This window comes from Aquimarina rubra, assembly GCF_042684305.1.
GTDB lineage: Bacteria > Bacteroidota > Bacteroidia > Flavobacteriales > Flavobacteriaceae > Aquimarina > Aquimarina rubra.
The window spans coordinates 70,823-86,768 of the sequence record NZ_JBHULE010000037.1 but is presented as its reverse complement, the minus strand read 5'-3'; the positions used below and the strand labels follow the sequence as shown (position 1 = coordinate 86,768).

Here is a 15,946-nt window from a genome sequence, read left to right as displayed (position 1 = left end):
ACTTTTAAAAACTTAATCAAAAAATTATATCATGAGAATTCAGGTATCTAGGACGCTTATTATAGTAATGTCCTTTTTATTTTTTGCAGTAGTTTCTTGTAAGAAAGAAACGGATGCACAATCAGAAAACGAAGAAGTAGGTAAATTATCTATTGATTTCGAAAAGTATGAACTAGAAAATGGCCTTCAGGTGGTATTGCACCAGGATAAATCAGATCCTATTGTTTCTGTAGCAATTCAGTATGGCGTAGGATCTAATAGAGAAAAAACCGGAAGAACAGGGTTTGCTCATTTATTTGAACATATGCTTTTTCAGGAATCAGAAAACGTGCCTCAGGATCAATTCTTTAAGAAGATTCAGGATGTTGGAGGAACACTTAATGGTGGTACCTGGCAGGATGGAACTATATATTATGAAGTAGTTCCTAAAAATGCAATGGAGACTGTAATGTGGTTGGAATCTGATAGAATGGGATTCTTAATAAATACAGTTACAGAAAGTGCTTTTAACAATCAGCAGGAAGTAGTACAAAATGAAAAGAGACAACGTGTAGATAATAATCCTTACGGGCATACTAGCTGGGTTATTGATAAAAATATTTTCCCCGAAGGACATCCTTATAACTGGCAAGTAATTGGAGAATTAGTTGACCTGCAAAATGCTACTGTAGAAGACGTAAAGGAATTTTATGATAAATATTATGGTCCAAACAATGCAACTTTAGTACTTGCAGGAGATTTTGAAACTGCTGACGCTAAAGCAATGATCGAAAAGTATTTTGGTGAAATCAAAAAAAGACAACCGGTAGAAAAGCTTAAAGTTCAGAATGTAACCTTATCAGAAACTAAAAGGTTTATGCATGAGGATAATTTTGCTACTACTGCACAACTTAATATGGTTTGGCCTACAGTAGAGCAATATACTAAAGACGCTTATGCATTAGACTTTTTAGGAGAGTTGTTAGCAGAAGGAAAAAAAGCTCCTTTATACAAAGTATTGGTAAAAGAAAAAGAACTTACTTCTGATACAAATGCGTGGAACCGTTCTATGGAGATTGCAGGAAAGTTTAGAATTAATGTAACAGCTAATGAAGGAAAAAGTCTTGCAGATATTGAAGCTGGAGTTTTTGAAGCTTTTAAAAAGTTTGAAACAGAAGGAATTACCGATACAGATATCGAACGTATCAAAGCAGGTCTAGAAACAGATTTCTACAATGGAATCAGTAGTGTTTTAGGAAAATCCTTTCGACTTGCACAATACAATGTATTTGCAGGCGATCCCGGATTCATTACTCAGGATATAGAAAACATCAAAGCAGTTACTAAGGAAGATGTAATTAGAGTGTATAATACATACATCAAGGATAAGCCTTATGTAATTACCAGTTTTGTACCTAAAGGAAAAACAGATTTAGCGGCAAAAGATTCTGAAATAGCTAATGTAGTAGAGGAAGAAATTAAGGAGAATGTAGAAACTGCTGTGGCAGATACAAAAGAAGAAATAGAGAAAACTCCATCGGCTTTTGATAGATCTGTAGCTCCTAAAGAAGGAGAATCACCTAAATTGAATGTGCCTTCTTCTTGGAATACTACACTATCTAATGGCATGAAAGTATTCGGAATTGAGCAAAATGAGTTGCCATTAGCGAATTTTAGTTTGGTAATTTCGGGTGGACATTTATTAGACTCTTTTGATAAAGTCGGAGTAGCTAACCTGATGACGGATATCATGATGGAAGGTACAGCGACTAAAACTCCGGAACAATTAGAAGAAGAGATTGAACTATTAGGAGCCTCTATCAATATGTATACTACAAGAGAGTCTATTGTAATTAGTGGAAACACATTAGTTAGAAATCTGGACAAAACGATGGATCTTGTAGAAGAAATTCTTTTAGAACCTAGATGGGATGAAGAAGAGTTTGCGAGGATTAAAACCAAAACAATCAATGATATCAAAAGATCTGCGGCAAATCCTAATGTGGTTGCCAGAAACGTATACAACAAAGTACTGTATGGAGATAAGCATATATTTGCATATCCTACCATAGGAACAGTCGAGTCTGTAGAATCTATAACCATGGATGATTTGAAACAGTTTTATGCTAATAATTTCTCACCTTCGGTAAGTAGATTTCAAATTGTTGGAGATATAAATAAGGATAAGGCACTTGCAGCTCTTACCAATTTAGAAAGTAAATGGGCAAGTAAGGAAGTAACGATTCCGGAGTATGAAATCGTAAACAACAGAGATAAATCTTCTTTATACTTTGTAGATATACCAAATGCAAAACAATCGGTTATCAATATTGGATATCTTTCTATGGCTCGTACAAATGAAGATTATTTTCCGGCTACTGTTATGAATTATAAATTAGGAGGATCTTTCTCCGGAAATGTAAACCTGATTCTTAGGGAAGAAAAAGGATATACCTATGGGGCTAGAACGGGATTTAGTGGTACCAAGATTCCGGGCTCATTTACAGCTTCTTCTAGTGTACGTACCAATACTACTTTTGAGTCCGTAAAAATCTTTAAGGACGAAATCGAAAAGTATAAAAACGGTATTTCTCAGGAAGACCTTGAATTTACTAAAAACGCCTTGATCAAATCAAACGCACGTAGATTCGAAACTCAAGGAGCCTTGTTAAGAATGCTACAAGATATTGGTAATTATGATCTGGCTCCGGATTATATTGCCAAAGAAGAAGCTGTTATCGAAGGGATGACCCTGGAGCAGCACAAAGCGTTGGCGAACAAGTATCTTGATGAGTCTAAAATGGCTTATTTGGTTATTGGTGATGCTGCTACTCAGTTTGAGCAATTTAAAAATGCAGGCTTTGATGAAGTATTAATGTTAGATAAAGATGCTAAAGAAGTAAAATTGTCTGATGTAAAAATGTAATTCTTACATCATTCTAATAGTTCAAAAAGAAGGAAGAAAACTTAATTTTCTTCCTTCTTTTAGTTTAGGTTACTGTTATGCTTTATTTTTATTTTTTGAACCAGCTTACAAACGTATTTTTTAAACTCCATATTTCGTATCCCGTAACCATCCAAACCAATTAATTCTACGTTCTTTGAATCTATAGATATTAATTGAATATAGAATAAAGAATACCCATCTCGTTTAAACCAAATCTGGTTTTCTTTCTGTAAAATTTCATAGATGCTGCATTCTTCAGAATAAGGAGATTCTTTGATTAATGAATAGTTTTCATAATTAATACATTCATAATGTTGTTCAATCTTTGCCCAATAAGATTGATAGTATATCACTACAATTGTGATTAGTATAATCAATAAAATAATTGCTATCATGATTTTGTGAAGTTTAATGAAACCCTAGTAATTACCTATTGATTGGCTAACCGAAAAGAAGTTTAAGTCTGCTGGTTTATGATTCAGAATTAATTCACTTTTTTCTATATCATCTTCGAAAGTGACAATTTTTTCTATACCTCCCGATTGATTATATACTTTCCAGGTACCTTGACGCTTACCTTGTACAAAAGTTCCTTCAATTTTTATTTTTCCATCAGGATCAAAGGCTTTCCAAATACCTTGTTCAATTCCATTTTTATAATTTTCAACAAAAACTAACGTTCCATTCTTGTTATAAACTCTCCAAATCCCTTCAGCTTTATTGTTTTTAAAAGTTCCTTCTTTTTTTAGTTGGCCATTTGAGTGAAAGTATTTCCAAGAACCTTCTAGTTTGTTATTCACAGTTTCCCTGATCTCTTTAATGGTTCCATCACTGTAGTAAAATGTATTTTGATTAGTATTATCTATTTTTTTAACTACCGGAGTACTATCCTTAGTTTTGTTTGTAAGTAATGCTAATTCTTGAGAACTACCTATAGAAAAGAAAATGAGGCTTACCAATGACAAAGGTTTGAAGAGTATATTTTTCATAATAAAAGTGCTTTTAGTTTTAACCCTTACAAAGATTTAGAATAAAACTGATCTTCTTTACACCTGTTATAGTGAAAAGACGTTCACGGTTTTCAGGGAAACAGACGGTTTCACTTCAATTTTAGGCTGTTGGATTCTCATTATTATATCCATATTACAATAAAACAGTAATTTTTTAGGGACATTTAACCCTTTCTAATGAAGCTATTTTCCTTTGGAGAATTGGTGTTTTAGCTATGTTAATTTATGTGCCTAAAGCATAATTTTATAACATTCTAATCAAGTACCTATTTCCCTCTTTTTTTTCGATTAGGATAATTACCCCATATAATATTAGAATGCCCTATTTCTTTGATTTTTATAATGAACATCATCTTTTATACTCAAATTTTGATTTATAAGGGATGATTCATAAGGATGGTTAACTCCAATTTTTTAATTAAAAGAACATGATATTCGAAGTATTACAGATTATTACCGAAGAAGTCAACAATTTCTTCAATATAGAGATTGAAGAAAAACCTGTCTCATTAGATAATATAGCTTTTATAGAGTCAGAAACCAACGATAATACCAATACAAATAATAATGTAATTCTTTCATTATTACATACGGAAGAAGAAGCTACACTTAAGAATATTCTGAATCATCAAATAGAAGGGACCAAAGTCGTCTATAAAAACAATAAAGTACATCTAAATCTTTATACCATGTTCTCTGCTAATAGAAGCGACTATACTGAATCCTTAAAGAGTTTATCAAAGATTATCGAATTCTTCCAGTCTAAAAGAATTTTCACTCAAAGTAATACCAGTTTTGATAGAGAATTGGATGGAATGGATAAGATCAAAGATTTCAGATTTACTGTAGAACTCTTCAGTCCATCTTTTGAAGAAATGAATTTTATCTGGGGAACATTGGGAGGTAAACAATATCCTTCTGTGATATATAAAGTAAGTGTTCTCGAAATTGAAAGAGATGTTACACAATCAGAAGGAAACTTAATTACAGAAATAAATGGAAGTTTAAATCACAAATAAATGGCATTTAGAACATTATATAAAACACTTTTTACGGTAGATATACTCCATTCTTATTTTCTGGATGACGGATTATCATCCTACCTAGCAATGAATGATGATGAGAAGAAAGTACAACTTAAAAAATATAACTTTTTGGACTACATCAACGTAATTCCTTCATACGCTACACAGGCAGCCTTAAGAAACCACAAGTTAGTTTTAAGAAAGGGGCAGGATAGTTTCAGGATATTGGGTAGTGTGATTGAGGAAAATAACAAATTTAAATTGAATAGGTTTCTAGAAAATGATCTAAAACTTACCTTTTTAGTATATATAAAAGATTACTTGTTTGATAACTATACTGAACTAACAAAAACGGATAATAAACTTTATTATTTCTCTAATATCAAACCAGCCACAGAGGCCGATCCTTACTCATATATTCCTTTAAGTTCATTAAATGACCTTATTACAGATGATTTTTTGTTGACAGAAGAAAGTACAAGACAGTTATGGTTCGATATGGAACAAGATAATATAAGAGCAGAAATAACAAAACGATTGGATCTCGTTGCAGAGCTAGATAGTGATGACCTTGTTACAGACGAAGGAAAACAGATTTTAGACCAATCCATACAAAAAGAACAAGGAAGAGGCCTGCTTGGTATTATTGAACTACAAATGATCGGTGACAATACTATGGATGTCATAGAGATTGATAGTACTGATCCCGATGATATCAAAAGTTTTTTATTAGAACCTATTCCCGAATACAAACTTCATTTCGAAAACAGAAAGACTATTTGGAAATACATTAAGAAATCTGATGCGAACGAGTTAGAGACTTCTTCAGTAAAACCTTTAACAAGAAATGGTTTTATAGAAATAGATCCGGATACAGATTTCTCGGGACCATTACCTACAGATATAGATAAATACATTTTTCCGAACCCTACGGCAAATATTATAAAACAAGTTACTGACGAAAACACAAATATAACAACAACATATTCTGAAATTTTTATTTAAAAAACAATTAAAATTATGGCAACTACGTACAAAACACCAGGGGTCTATATCGAGGAGATTGTAAAATTTCCTCCTTCGGTAGCCCAAGTAGAAACAGCGATTCCAGCATTTATTGGATATACTGAGAAAGCAAGGGAAAAAGAAGAAGATCTTACTGAAACACTCAATATGGATCCAAAAAGGATTACATCCATGCTAGAATACGAAGTGCATTTCGGATTTCCGCAAAAAGAGACTGCCTTGGGTATAACCATTACAGAAGTCGATGGTGAAAAATCTATAAAAGTTGCGGAGCCGGCAGATGATGCAAAATCACCATTCTTGATGTATTATTCCATGCAAATGTATTTTGCTAATGGAGGAGGACCTTGTTATGTGGTTTCTGTAAACACTTATGCCGATGCAATCGCGAATAATTCTGCAACTCCTGTCCAATTTAATGACCTAACGGATGGTTTAGCAACTTTGGAAAAAGAAGATGAACCAACATTGTTATTATTTCCGGACGCCACCTCATTAGCAAATGAAGTAGATTTTTATAATCTGTATAATAATGCGTTAGCACAATGTAAAAAAATGCAGGACAGATTTACCATTATAGATACCTATACCGATGATGAGGATGTGGAGATGAATGATCCAGAAGGCGTTAGAAATATAATTACTACGGATATTGATGAGAAAAAATATGGAGCTGTGTATTTTCCATATCTGAAAACTATTTTAGATTATCATTATGATGAAGATGTTTTACAAATTGTTCATAATACAGATCAACCTCAGCTTTTATCGGATACCAATGATTTACTAGGAAACGTAGCGGATGCTCAGGCAGGAATGGCAGCTTTAGTCACTACACTTACAACAGAGGATACTGCTATACAGGCAATGACTGCCGGTGAAGCATTAACAAATTCAGCAACAATCACCAATGCGTTACAACCTATCATAGATTCATTATCAGCAATAGTGAGTGATACCAATACTATTGTAGGCCATGCGAACACAGCTGCAGCAAATTCAAATGAAGATGCAGTAGTATCTGCCGCAGCAACCGCTGCCGCAGCTGCTTTAGAAGCTATTGTTGCAGATGGATCAACCATTGCATCACTTATTGATACCTTAAGTGGGCATGTAACTGCAATTGAGGGTGCTGGAAACGGAACAACAGTTAAAACAGAATCCGCAAATTCAGTATTAGCATTAGCAACTGTTGATGCAACGATACAGGCAGTAGAAGATCTAATTACTCCGCCAGTAGTAACTGCAATTACAAATGCTCAAGGAGTAGATCCGGACAGCGGTAGCTTAGATGGTTTTGTATTAAGTGCTATTAAGGATAAAGATAGTGCAACGTATAACAACATTAAAACGGCTATCAACAACCTTCCTTTACAATTACCACCATCATCGGCAATGGCCGGAGTATATGCCAGAGTAGATAGTGATCGTGGAGTATGGAAAGCACCGGCAAATGTTTCAGTTAAATATACTGTCAAACCAAGTCAGAAAATTACCAATGATATCCAGGATCGCCTTAACGTTGATACGGTAGCAGGTAAATCCATTAATGCTATCAGAACCTTTACAGGAAAAGGGACATTAGTTTGGGGAGCAAGAACCCTGGCAGGAAACGATAAAGAATGGAGATATGTTCCGGTAAGAAGATTCTTTAATATGGCAGAAGAATCTATCAAAAAAGCCACAGAACAGTTTGTTTTTGAACCAAATGATATGAATACCTGGGTTCGAGTAAAAGCTATGATTAATAATTTCTTGACACTGCAATGGAGAGCTGGAGCATTAGCTGGGCCTACACCTGATAAAGCATTTTATGTAAATGTTGGTTTAGGAGAGACGATGACAGCTAATGATATTCTGGATGGTAATATGATCATCGAAATTGGGATGGCAGTAGTGCGTCCGGCAGAATTTATCATTCTTAGATTCTCTCATAAAATGCAGGAAGCTTAGAATAGGTTTTTAGTAGCTAGAGATTAGTAGTTAGTAAATAAAATAACCATAAAGTAAATCATTAAAATCATTAATAATAACATCTCTCTTTTGCCAAACAAATAACTATAACAAAAATGCTTCTCCCTTTTTTAGGGGAGATGCCTGAAAGGCAGAGGGGTCTAAAAATAATAGAAATCATGGCAGAATATCCATTACCAAAGTTCCATTTTAAAGTTACAATTGGAGGTGACACCGAATTAAATTGTACCGAAGTATCAGGTTTAGATTTTGAAACCGAAGTGATAGAATACAGAGGCGGAGCGGACAATGATTATTTTAAGAAAAAGCAACCCGGAATGACCAAGTTTGCTAATATTTCAATCAAGAGAGGAACATTTGCTTCAACAAAAGGTCAGTTCTACGATATGTGGAAGAAGAATGTGTTTTTTCAGGAAGGTGAAGAACAATACAGAAGTGATCTTACGATCAGTTTACTGGATGAGAAACACGAACCTATCGTTACCTGGGAAGCTGCAGATGCATGGTTATTAAAAATCCAATCAACCGACCTGAAGGCTGATGGAAACGAGATCGCAATAGAATCTGCAGAATTTGTAATTAACAGTCTTAAACTTGCTTCATAATGGCTACCTATTATCCACCAGTTGGATTTCACTTTAGTGTAGAATTTACCGGTTTATCTACTGGTGATAAAGATCATCAGTTTCAATCCGTCTCTGGACTAACTGTTGACATCGAAACTGAAGAAATAACAGAAGGTGGAGAAAATAGATTCAAGCATAAAATTCCAGTAAGGACGAAGTATCCTAATCTTGTTTTAAAGAGGGGTTTACTAGTCGATTCAGAAGTAGTGGATTGGTGTAAAAGAGCAGTAGAGAATTTTGATTTTGAACCAATAGATCTCATTGTCAAACTCCTTAACGAAAAACACGAACCACTGTTGTCTTGGAACATTGTGCATGCATATCCTATAAAATGGTCAATAGCAGATTTTAACGCAGAAGAAAGCAAAGTAGTTATAGAAACGATTGAGCTAGTGTACAACTATTATAATACCATAACATAACATGGGGGCAATAGAGATCAAAGAGCTTCATATCAAAATTAATGTTGATAATGAAAAAAGCAAATCTGGTGGTAATGATTCCAAAAAGCCTGAAGGTAATAAAGATATGATTATTGCCGAGTGTGTCGAACAAGTCATGGAGATCATTGCTAAACAAACGGAACGATAGTTATGAGCACAGGAGAATTAACAAAACTAAAGATTAAAGCCTATAGTGATCCTCAGTTTAATAATGAGGTGGCCGATGGAGAATTTACCAGTTTGGTAAATCCCGAGAAGTATACCTTTAATTATAAGATCGAACAAAATGAAGATCAAGCATCAGGTACCAGTGATTTATCTCCTAGATTCAATAAAAAACTTCCGGAAGACCTGGAGCTTGAATTTCTTTTTGATAGAACCGGTGTGATTATTCATTACGGCAGTAATCCGGATGAAAGTTCTGATGATACAGTTTTTAAAGATAAAGGCGAAGGCGTTATCGAAGATATCGAAAAGTTTAAAAAAGTAATTCTTGACTATAATGGGGATGAGCATAAACCCAATTATGTAATGATTTATTGGGGAACCCTTTTATTTAAAGGAAGTCTCACCGAAATGAGTGTTGAGTTTAAACTTTTTAAATCAGACGGTACTCCAATACGAGCAGTTGCAAAGGCAAAGTTTCAGGGATTTGTAGAAGATGATTTGCGGGTAGCGAAAGAGAATAATCAATCTCCAGATTTAACGCACATTCGTCTGGTAAAAGAAGGAGATACATTACCGCTGATGTCGCATCGTATTTATGGAGATTCGAAATACTATTTGGAAGTAGCCAAAGTAAATGAACTTTCATCTTTTAGAAAACTCGAAGTAGGAAAACAAATCTTTTTTCCACCTATAGAAAAAATATCATAATTATGGCAGAAGGTAGCGTTATACAAACCTCGAAAAATGCAGATCTGGTTACTCATAAACTTCTTGTGGGTGGACAGGAACTGTCAAAAAAATATCAGGTTAAGACGATTTCTATAGAAAAAGAAGTGAATAGAATCCCTACCGCCAAGATTATTTTGATAGATGGAGAACCGGCAAAGCAGGATTTTGAATTAAGTAATGAGGAATTGTTAATTCCAGGTACTGAAATCGAAATCACAGCTGGATATCATTCTGATGAGGAAACAGTTTTTAAGGGTATTGTAATCAAACACAATATAAAGATAAGAACGAATGGCTCCTACTTAATTATCGAATGCAAAGATGAATCGGTTAAACTAACTATCGGTAGAAAAAGTAAGTATTTCTACGAAAATAAGGATAGCGGAATTATTGAAGAGATTATTGATACCTACGGAATTGATAAAGATGTAGAAGCTACCAATTATGAGCATAAAGAACTGGTGCAGTATAATATTTCTGATTGGGATTTCATAGTGAGTAGAGCACAGGCAAATGGGAAACTTTGTTTCGTCGATGACGGGAAACTAAGTATCAAAAAACCTGATTTTGGTGCTACTGAAATAGAAACAGTCACTTTTGGTGCTACCATGTTGGATTTAGATGCAGAAATAGACGCAAGACATCAGATTGATAAAGTAACATCGTATAGTTGGAATTATGCCGATCAGGAGCTTGTAGAGATTGAAGCGGCTGATCCTGCTGTATCCTTAAACGGAAATTTAGAACCTTCCGATCTATCGTCAGTGATTGCATTAGAGAACTTAGAATTAAGACACGGTGGTGCACTTTCTACCACAGAAATGCAGGATTGGAGCGATGCTAAATGGATGTTCCAGCAGCTTTCTAAAATTAGAGGTAGAGTTAAATTCCAAGGGATTCCAGCGGTAAAGCCAGGAACGATTCTAAAACTTCAGGGCGTGGGAGATCGCTTTAACGGAAAGGTATATGTTACTGGAGTAAGTCATCATATTTCTGAAGGAAATTGGACGGTAGATGCACAGTTTGGAATTAACCCTAAGTGGTTTTCAGAAACCTATGATATGAATCCGATGCCTGCATCGGGTCTATTGTCAGGGGTATGTGGATTACAGATTGGTGTTGTGAGTCAGTTAGAAGAAGATCCGGATGGAGAGAATCGAATATTGGTGCAATTACCAATAGTAAATAGCGAGGAGCAAGGTATTTGGTGCCGTGTAGCTTCTTTAGACGCCGGAGAAAACAGAGGCGCTTTTTTTCTACCTGAAATATCTGATGAGGTGATTGTAGGTTTTATTAATGATGATCCCAATGATGGGGTAGTCCTTGGTATGCTAAACAGCAGTGCTAAACCCGCTCCACTTACAGCAAGTGATGATAATCACGAAAAAGGGTTTGTTACCAGAAGTGAGATGAAAGTACTGTTTGATGATGATAAAAAATCAATAAGTATAGAAACACCTGCAGGAAAGAAGATAGTACTGGATGAAGATGCAGGATCCATAGTAGTAGAAGATGATAATTCTAATGTAATTACCATAGATGATTCGGGAATAGCAATAGAAAGTGCTAGTGACATTAACCTAACAGCATCTGGAGATGTCAATATCGAAGGAACCAACGTGAATATTACTGCCAATGCACAGTTTAAAGCAGAAGGATCTGCAGGAGTCGAAATGTCATCAAGCGCTACAGCAACCTTAAAAGGTTCTTTGGTACAGATAAATTAGAAGTAAGTATTCAGTATGGAGTACAAATATGAATTAAAAACGAATTCCAGCTTCTCTCCCTCTGGGAGAGATGTCCGCCCAAGGCGGAAAGAGAGGGAAGTAAAGTTATAAAGATTAATTAAAAAATAATAAAAGAAGAATGAATTCCCTTCTTGAGGAGGGCTAGGGAGGTGTTCTTTTTGTAGTAAAGAAATTAGGATAAGGGTACATAAAGAACGAATTCCAGCTTCTCTCTCTTTGGGAGATATTTTCGCCTAAGACGGACAGAGAGGAAAGCGTAATAATAAGGATTATTTAAAACAACTATAAACAAAACAATATGCCACCAGCAGCAAGAATAACAGATATGCATGTATGTCCTATGGTAACAGGTGTAGTGCCTCACGTCGGGGGCCCAATACTTCCTGCAGGAGAACCTACGGTACTTATTGGAGGATTACCAGCGGCAAGAGTTGGTGATATGGCAACCTGTGTAGGACCACCGGATACTATTATAGTAGGTTCTGGAACTGTTATGATTGGTGGAATGCCGGCAGCAAGAATGGGAGATAGTACCGCACACGGAGGAACCATTGTTTTAGGACTACCAACAGTAATAATAGGAGGTTAATTATGGATATAAGTACATCATTTTTAGGAACAGGTTGGGGATTTCCACCTGAGTTTAATAAAGAAGGGAGCGGATCCGGAAAAGTAGCAATGTTATCCGATGAAGCGGATATAAAAAGTAGTTTGGAGATTTTACTTTCTACCCGACTTGGTGAACGTGTAATGGTGCCAAATTATGGGTGTAATCTGGATGAACTATTATTCAAACCCTTAAACCTAACGCTGAAAACCTTTGTGAAGGAACTGATCAAAAATGCAATCCTGTATTACGAACCTAGAATTGATGCAGAGAAAATACAGATTGATCAAACCAACGAATTAGATGGAGAATTATTGATTCTCATTGAGTATAGAATCAGAGCAACCAATGCTAGAAATAATTTGGTTTTCCCATTCTACAAAGAAGAAGGAACTAACATATAATAGAAAAACAAAATACGATGAGTAACAGTTGCGAACATAACGATCTATTGTTGATGCGGAATGGAACATCCCAAAATCAACGTTGTATTGATGCACTGGACCCGAAAAATATTCAATTGCACGATCTAACAACAGAAGATTGGATGCGATTTGCTCTTAAGTTTTCTGAAAACGTACATTATTTTAAAACGGAAACAAATAGTATTTCAGGCGATTGGAGCAATTTCTTTGTAAAAGAAGATGAAATTTTAGCTTTTGTAGAAAAACTAAAAAAATTAGAAGAACCTTCCGAAGAGAGCATAGTAGAAAAAAATGTAGAACCACATCTTACGCTGTTTGCAGCCTTTTTAAAATTGACTTCATTTTCGCAAGAGCGATTAAACAGTTTGTCCAAAAAGCATCTGGATTTTTACTATAAAGAAGTTTTGAAATTAGATAACAAAGCTCCTGTTGAAGATAAGGTACATATACTATTTGAATTAGCTAAAAATGCAACTGAGGTTAAAATCGAAGAAAAAACTTCACTTGATGGTGGGAAAGATGATAATGGATTAAAACGTATATATAAAACTCAGGAAGAAATTATAGTGAATAAAGCTTCAGTAGCTTCATTGCGAAATGTTTTTCATGAAGATGGAGTGGGGATAAAGAATGCCTTTGTAGCGAATTCTTATGATGGAATCGGTGAAGGTTTTCCTGAAGATGAAATTAGATGGTGGCCATTTGGATATCCAACTGATACTCCTGGAGCTACCCAGGATTCCGGATCTTATCCTGACCTTCCTTTTGCAAAAACAGGATTTGGATTATCTTCTCCGGTATTGTTACTAAAAGAAGGAAAAAGGACCGTTACATTCACTTTTGACCTTAGTCCCTTTAATGCGTCTCAATTAAACACTTCTGATCTAACAGATGCCGTAGCGATTTTTTTTAGTGGAGAAAAAGAATGGATTGAAGGCGAAATTATAACGAGTGAATCTTCCATCGTATCCGGAGAATTAAAAATAGTAGTAGAACTTAACGAAGGTTTAGACCCTATAATTAATTATGACAAAGAAGTATTACTTGAACCTTATAATACGACGGATCCAGTTGTTAGGTTTGTGATTAGAAATAGTACTACAAATGATAAAGGCTATAAGTTTCAACAATTATTCTCTTCTACGGTAATAAATAGTGCAACGATAGACGTATCAATTGATGCTATACAAGATATTACAGTTGAGAATGATTTAGGAGTTTTGGATGCTTCTAAACCATTCTACCCTTTTGGTCCGCAGCCTAAAAAAGGATCTAATTTTTTTATAGGATTACCGGAAGCATTAAATAAAAACTGGACTAAAATAAATATAGATTTTGATTGGAAGGATAAACTAAACCTGGTAGATAATTATATTGCTTATAGGACAGAATTTATTGATAAAATTAGTAAAGATAGATATACATTAACCCTGGATTCAAATGGGGTTGTTGGCAATCCTAATTCCCTTGATGCAATAGTAGATAGTGAAGATTACTTTACAGCAAAAGTACAGGTTCTGGATAATGGAGTTTGGGATACTAAAGACTTAAACCATTTTTTGTTTAGTACTGCTGATCGTACTAAGAGCAGTATAGAAATTACAAAAACTGCTGATGTAGGTGCTGATAAAGAAGATTTCTTTGGTTTCTTCTTTCAACCTGTGAAAAAATTTCAAAAGGGAAGTGCTACATTTCAAACCAAACAACCACCAAAAGAAAAATTTACAGCCGCGGTAAAAAAAGGTTTTGTAAAACTTATTTTGAATGAATCATTTTTGCATGATTTGTTTCCTAGAATTTTTTCGGTTGCGCTGTCCAAAGAAAATGTATCTAATACACTTATTCCTAATCCACCATATACACCACAAATAGAAACAATTAAAGTTGGGTACGATGCGCAAGCTAGTACAACGGATAATGATGTGAAATTATTTCACGAACATCCTTTTGGAGTTTCCGAAGAAAATGAAGAACTAAAAAATAACTCCGTTTTAAAAACAGCGGATAGAGTTATTAAACTATTACCTGCATATCAAAATGGATCTTTATTTATTGCATTAGAAAATGCAGAGAATCTTCAAAGCGTATCGCTACTTGTTCAAACACTAGAAGGAAGTGAAAACCCAGAAACGACCAATGATTTTGCCGAAGGAGAAAAACTAGAATGGTCCATATTATGTAATAATGAATGGTTATCCCTAAATGCAGATTTTATCATTACTAATAATACAGATAATTTTTTAAAATCAGGAATAGTAAAGCTTTCAATTCCTAAGCAAGCTACTAAGGAAAATACAAAATTACCAACTGGGTATTTTTGGCTTAAAGTTGATAATCCAAGAGATTTTGATACTGTGAGTCAGTTGATTGATATCAAATCCCAAGCAGTATTGGCTCAATTTGAAAATAACAATAATAACCTAAATCATCTACAGTATGGGATTCCCGCCGGCACGATTTCGAAGCTGGTGGAGCGTTTAGCAAATGTAAAAGGAGCTCTTCAGGAGTATGGATCGTTTGATGGGAAACGAGAGGAAACTGACAAAGAATTTTACAGAAGAATAAGTGAACGATTACGGCATAAACAGCGGGCAATTACCATCTGGGATTATGAGCATTTGGTTTTGCAAGAGTTTCCTGATATCTATAAGATAAACTGTTTGAATCATACATCACTAACCTCTTTTTTGTCTCCCGGAGATGTGACCTTGGTGATTATCCCTAATATCATAAATCAAAATGTGTATGACCCGTATAAGCCTAGAATTAGTAAAGCGAAGAGAAATGAAATTCAAAACTTTATCAATCAGTTAAATACACTTCATGTAACAGCACAGGTAATAAATCCTATTTACGAAGAAGTAAAGGTGATCCTGAAAGCAAAGTTTTATGAAGGAAAAGATGAGAATTTCTACTCAACGCAATTGCAAAAAGATATAGCAAAATTGCTGGCTCCTTGGGCTTTTGAAGAAACTTCGATTGTTGATTTTGGAATTACTCTTCATGAAAGCGTGGTCATTAATTATATAGAAAAGCTGGAATACGTAGACTATATAACTGATTTTCAGTTACAAAAAGAAACAGGTATAACCAATTTGGGAGTAAAAATATTCTCATCAGTAAAGAAAGTGGAACCAAGCAGTGCAAAAGTAATTCTCACTTCAGTGAAATTCACGAGCCACGAAATAGGAGTTGTAACTCCAGAAGAAGGATGTACAGTATTAACACCAGGACAGTAA

14 protein-coding genes are annotated in these 15,946 nt (G+C 34.8%); 12 read left to right on the top strand and 2 right to left on the bottom strand.

Features of this window, described 5'->3' with window-relative positions:
- The first annotated feature begins 31 nt into the window (after positions 1 to 31).
- The gene (locus ACFSR1_RS23575) at positions 32 to 2,905 is read left to right on the top strand and encodes a M16 family metallopeptidase (protein WP_378295493.1); all 2,874 of its coding nucleotides are present in this window, start codon (positions 32 to 34) and stop codon (positions 2,903 to 2,905) included.
- Positions 2,906 to 2,964: 59 nt separating this feature from the next.
- Here ACFSR1_RS23575 and ACFSR1_RS23570 read toward each other — a convergent pair whose 3' ends face one another.
- Entirely contained in the window at positions 2,965 to 3,321 is a 357-nt protein-coding gene (locus tag ACFSR1_RS23570) for a hypothetical protein (RefSeq protein WP_378295492.1), read from the bottom strand.
- A gap of 24 nt (positions 3,322 to 3,345) precedes the next feature.
- The gene (locus tag ACFSR1_RS23565) at positions 3,346 to 3,915 is read right to left on the bottom strand and encodes a toxin-antitoxin system YwqK family antitoxin (protein WP_378295491.1); all 570 of its coding nucleotides are present in this window, start codon (positions 3,913 to 3,915) and stop codon (positions 3,346 to 3,348) included.
- Positions 3,916 to 4,364: 449 nt separating this feature from the next.
- Between ACFSR1_RS23565 and ACFSR1_RS23560 the strand changes: the two genes are divergently transcribed.
- The 11 genes from ACFSR1_RS23560 (at position 4,365) to ACFSR1_RS23510 (ending at position 15,946) form a co-directional block, all read left to right on the top strand.
- Positions 4,365 to 4,955 carry a DUF4255 domain-containing protein gene (locus ACFSR1_RS23560; protein ID WP_378295490.1) on the top strand — a complete coding sequence of 197 codons (591 nt, stop codon included), beginning with the start codon at positions 4,365 to 4,367 and terminating at the stop codon, positions 4,953 to 4,955.
- Positions 4,956 to 5,966, top strand: a complete 1,011-nt coding sequence (locus ACFSR1_RS23555; protein ID WP_378295489.1) for a hypothetical protein — start codon at positions 4,956 to 4,958, stop codon at positions 5,964 to 5,966.
- 15 nt (positions 5,967 to 5,981) lie between these two features.
- Complete coding sequence (locus tag ACFSR1_RS23550; RefSeq protein WP_378295488.1) at positions 5,982 to 7,940, top strand: phage tail sheath family protein; 1,959 nt, start codon at positions 5,982 to 5,984, stop codon at positions 7,938 to 7,940.
- Between the two features lie 179 nt (positions 7,941 to 8,119).
- Complete coding sequence (locus ACFSR1_RS23545) at positions 8,120 to 8,566, top strand: phage tail protein (RefSeq protein ID WP_299260796.1); 447 nt, start codon at positions 8,120 to 8,122, stop codon at positions 8,564 to 8,566.
- Entirely contained in the window at positions 8,566 to 9,009 is a 444-nt protein-coding gene (locus ACFSR1_RS23540; RefSeq protein WP_378295487.1) for a phage tail protein, read from the top strand. The genes ACFSR1_RS23545 and ACFSR1_RS23540 overlap by 1 nt, the downstream gene beginning before the upstream one ends.
- 1 nt (position 9,010) lies before the next feature.
- Positions 9,011 to 9,178: a DUF5908 family protein gene (locus ACFSR1_RS23535; RefSeq protein ID WP_378295486.1), complete on the top strand. Its 168-nt coding sequence runs from the start codon at positions 9,011 to 9,013 to the stop codon at positions 9,176 to 9,178.
- A 2-nt stretch (positions 9,179 to 9,180) separates the two neighbouring features.
- Positions 9,181 to 9,906 carry a CIS tube protein gene (locus ACFSR1_RS23530; RefSeq protein WP_378295485.1) on the top strand — a complete coding sequence of 242 codons (726 nt, stop codon included), beginning with the start codon at positions 9,181 to 9,183 and terminating at the stop codon, positions 9,904 to 9,906.
- Between the two features lie 2 nt (positions 9,907 to 9,908).
- Complete coding sequence (vgrG, locus tag ACFSR1_RS23525) at positions 9,909 to 11,654, top strand: type VI secretion system tip protein VgrG (protein WP_378295484.1); 1,746 nt, start codon at positions 9,909 to 9,911, stop codon at positions 11,652 to 11,654.
- Between the two features lie 319 nt (positions 11,655 to 11,973).
- Entirely contained in the window at positions 11,974 to 12,264 is a 291-nt protein-coding gene (locus ACFSR1_RS23520) for a PAAR domain-containing protein (protein ID WP_298312687.1), read from the top strand.
- 2 nt (positions 12,265 to 12,266) lie between these two features.
- Entirely contained in the window at positions 12,267 to 12,686 is a 420-nt protein-coding gene (locus ACFSR1_RS23515) for a GPW/gp25 family protein (RefSeq protein ID WP_378295483.1), read from the top strand.
- A 17-nt stretch (positions 12,687 to 12,703) separates the two neighbouring features.
- The gene (locus ACFSR1_RS23510; protein ID WP_378295482.1) at positions 12,704 to 15,946 is read left to right on the top strand and encodes a baseplate J/gp47 family protein; all 3,243 of its coding nucleotides are present in this window, start codon (positions 12,704 to 12,706) and stop codon (positions 15,944 to 15,946) included.

Coding starts and splice junctions, on each gene's coding strand:
- ACFSR1_RS23575 (WP_378295493.1), top strand. CDS start 32: ATGAGAATTCAGGTATCTAGGACGCTTATTATAGTAATGTCCTTTTTA.
- ACFSR1_RS23570 (WP_378295492.1), bottom strand. CDS start 3,321: ATGATAGCAATTATTTTATTGATTATACTAATCACAATTGTAGTGATA.
- ACFSR1_RS23565 (WP_378295491.1), bottom strand. CDS start 3,915: ATGAAAAATATACTCTTCAAACCTTTGTCATTGGTAAGCCTCATTTTC.
- ACFSR1_RS23560 (WP_378295490.1), top strand. CDS start 4,365: ATGATATTCGAAGTATTACAGATTATTACCGAAGAAGTCAACAATTTC.
- ACFSR1_RS23555 (WP_378295489.1), top strand. CDS start 4,956: ATGGCATTTAGAACATTATATAAAACACTTTTTACGGTAGATATACTC.
- ACFSR1_RS23550 (WP_378295488.1), top strand. CDS start 5,982: ATGGCAACTACGTACAAAACACCAGGGGTCTATATCGAGGAGATTGTA.
- ACFSR1_RS23545 (WP_299260796.1), top strand. CDS start 8,120: ATGGCAGAATATCCATTACCAAAGTTCCATTTTAAAGTTACAATTGGA.
- ACFSR1_RS23540 (WP_378295487.1), top strand. CDS start 8,566: ATGGCTACCTATTATCCACCAGTTGGATTTCACTTTAGTGTAGAATTT.
- ACFSR1_RS23535 (WP_378295486.1), top strand. CDS start 9,011: ATGGGGGCAATAGAGATCAAAGAGCTTCATATCAAAATTAATGTTGAT.
- ACFSR1_RS23530 (WP_378295485.1), top strand. CDS start 9,181: ATGAGCACAGGAGAATTAACAAAACTAAAGATTAAAGCCTATAGTGAT.
- vgrG (WP_378295484.1), top strand. CDS start 9,909: ATGGCAGAAGGTAGCGTTATACAAACCTCGAAAAATGCAGATCTGGTT.
- ACFSR1_RS23520 (WP_298312687.1), top strand. CDS start 11,974: ATGCCACCAGCAGCAAGAATAACAGATATGCATGTATGTCCTATGGTA.
- ACFSR1_RS23515 (WP_378295483.1), top strand. CDS start 12,267: ATGGATATAAGTACATCATTTTTAGGAACAGGTTGGGGATTTCCACCT.
- ACFSR1_RS23510 (WP_378295482.1), top strand. CDS start 12,704: ATGAGTAACAGTTGCGAACATAACGATCTATTGTTGATGCGGAATGGA.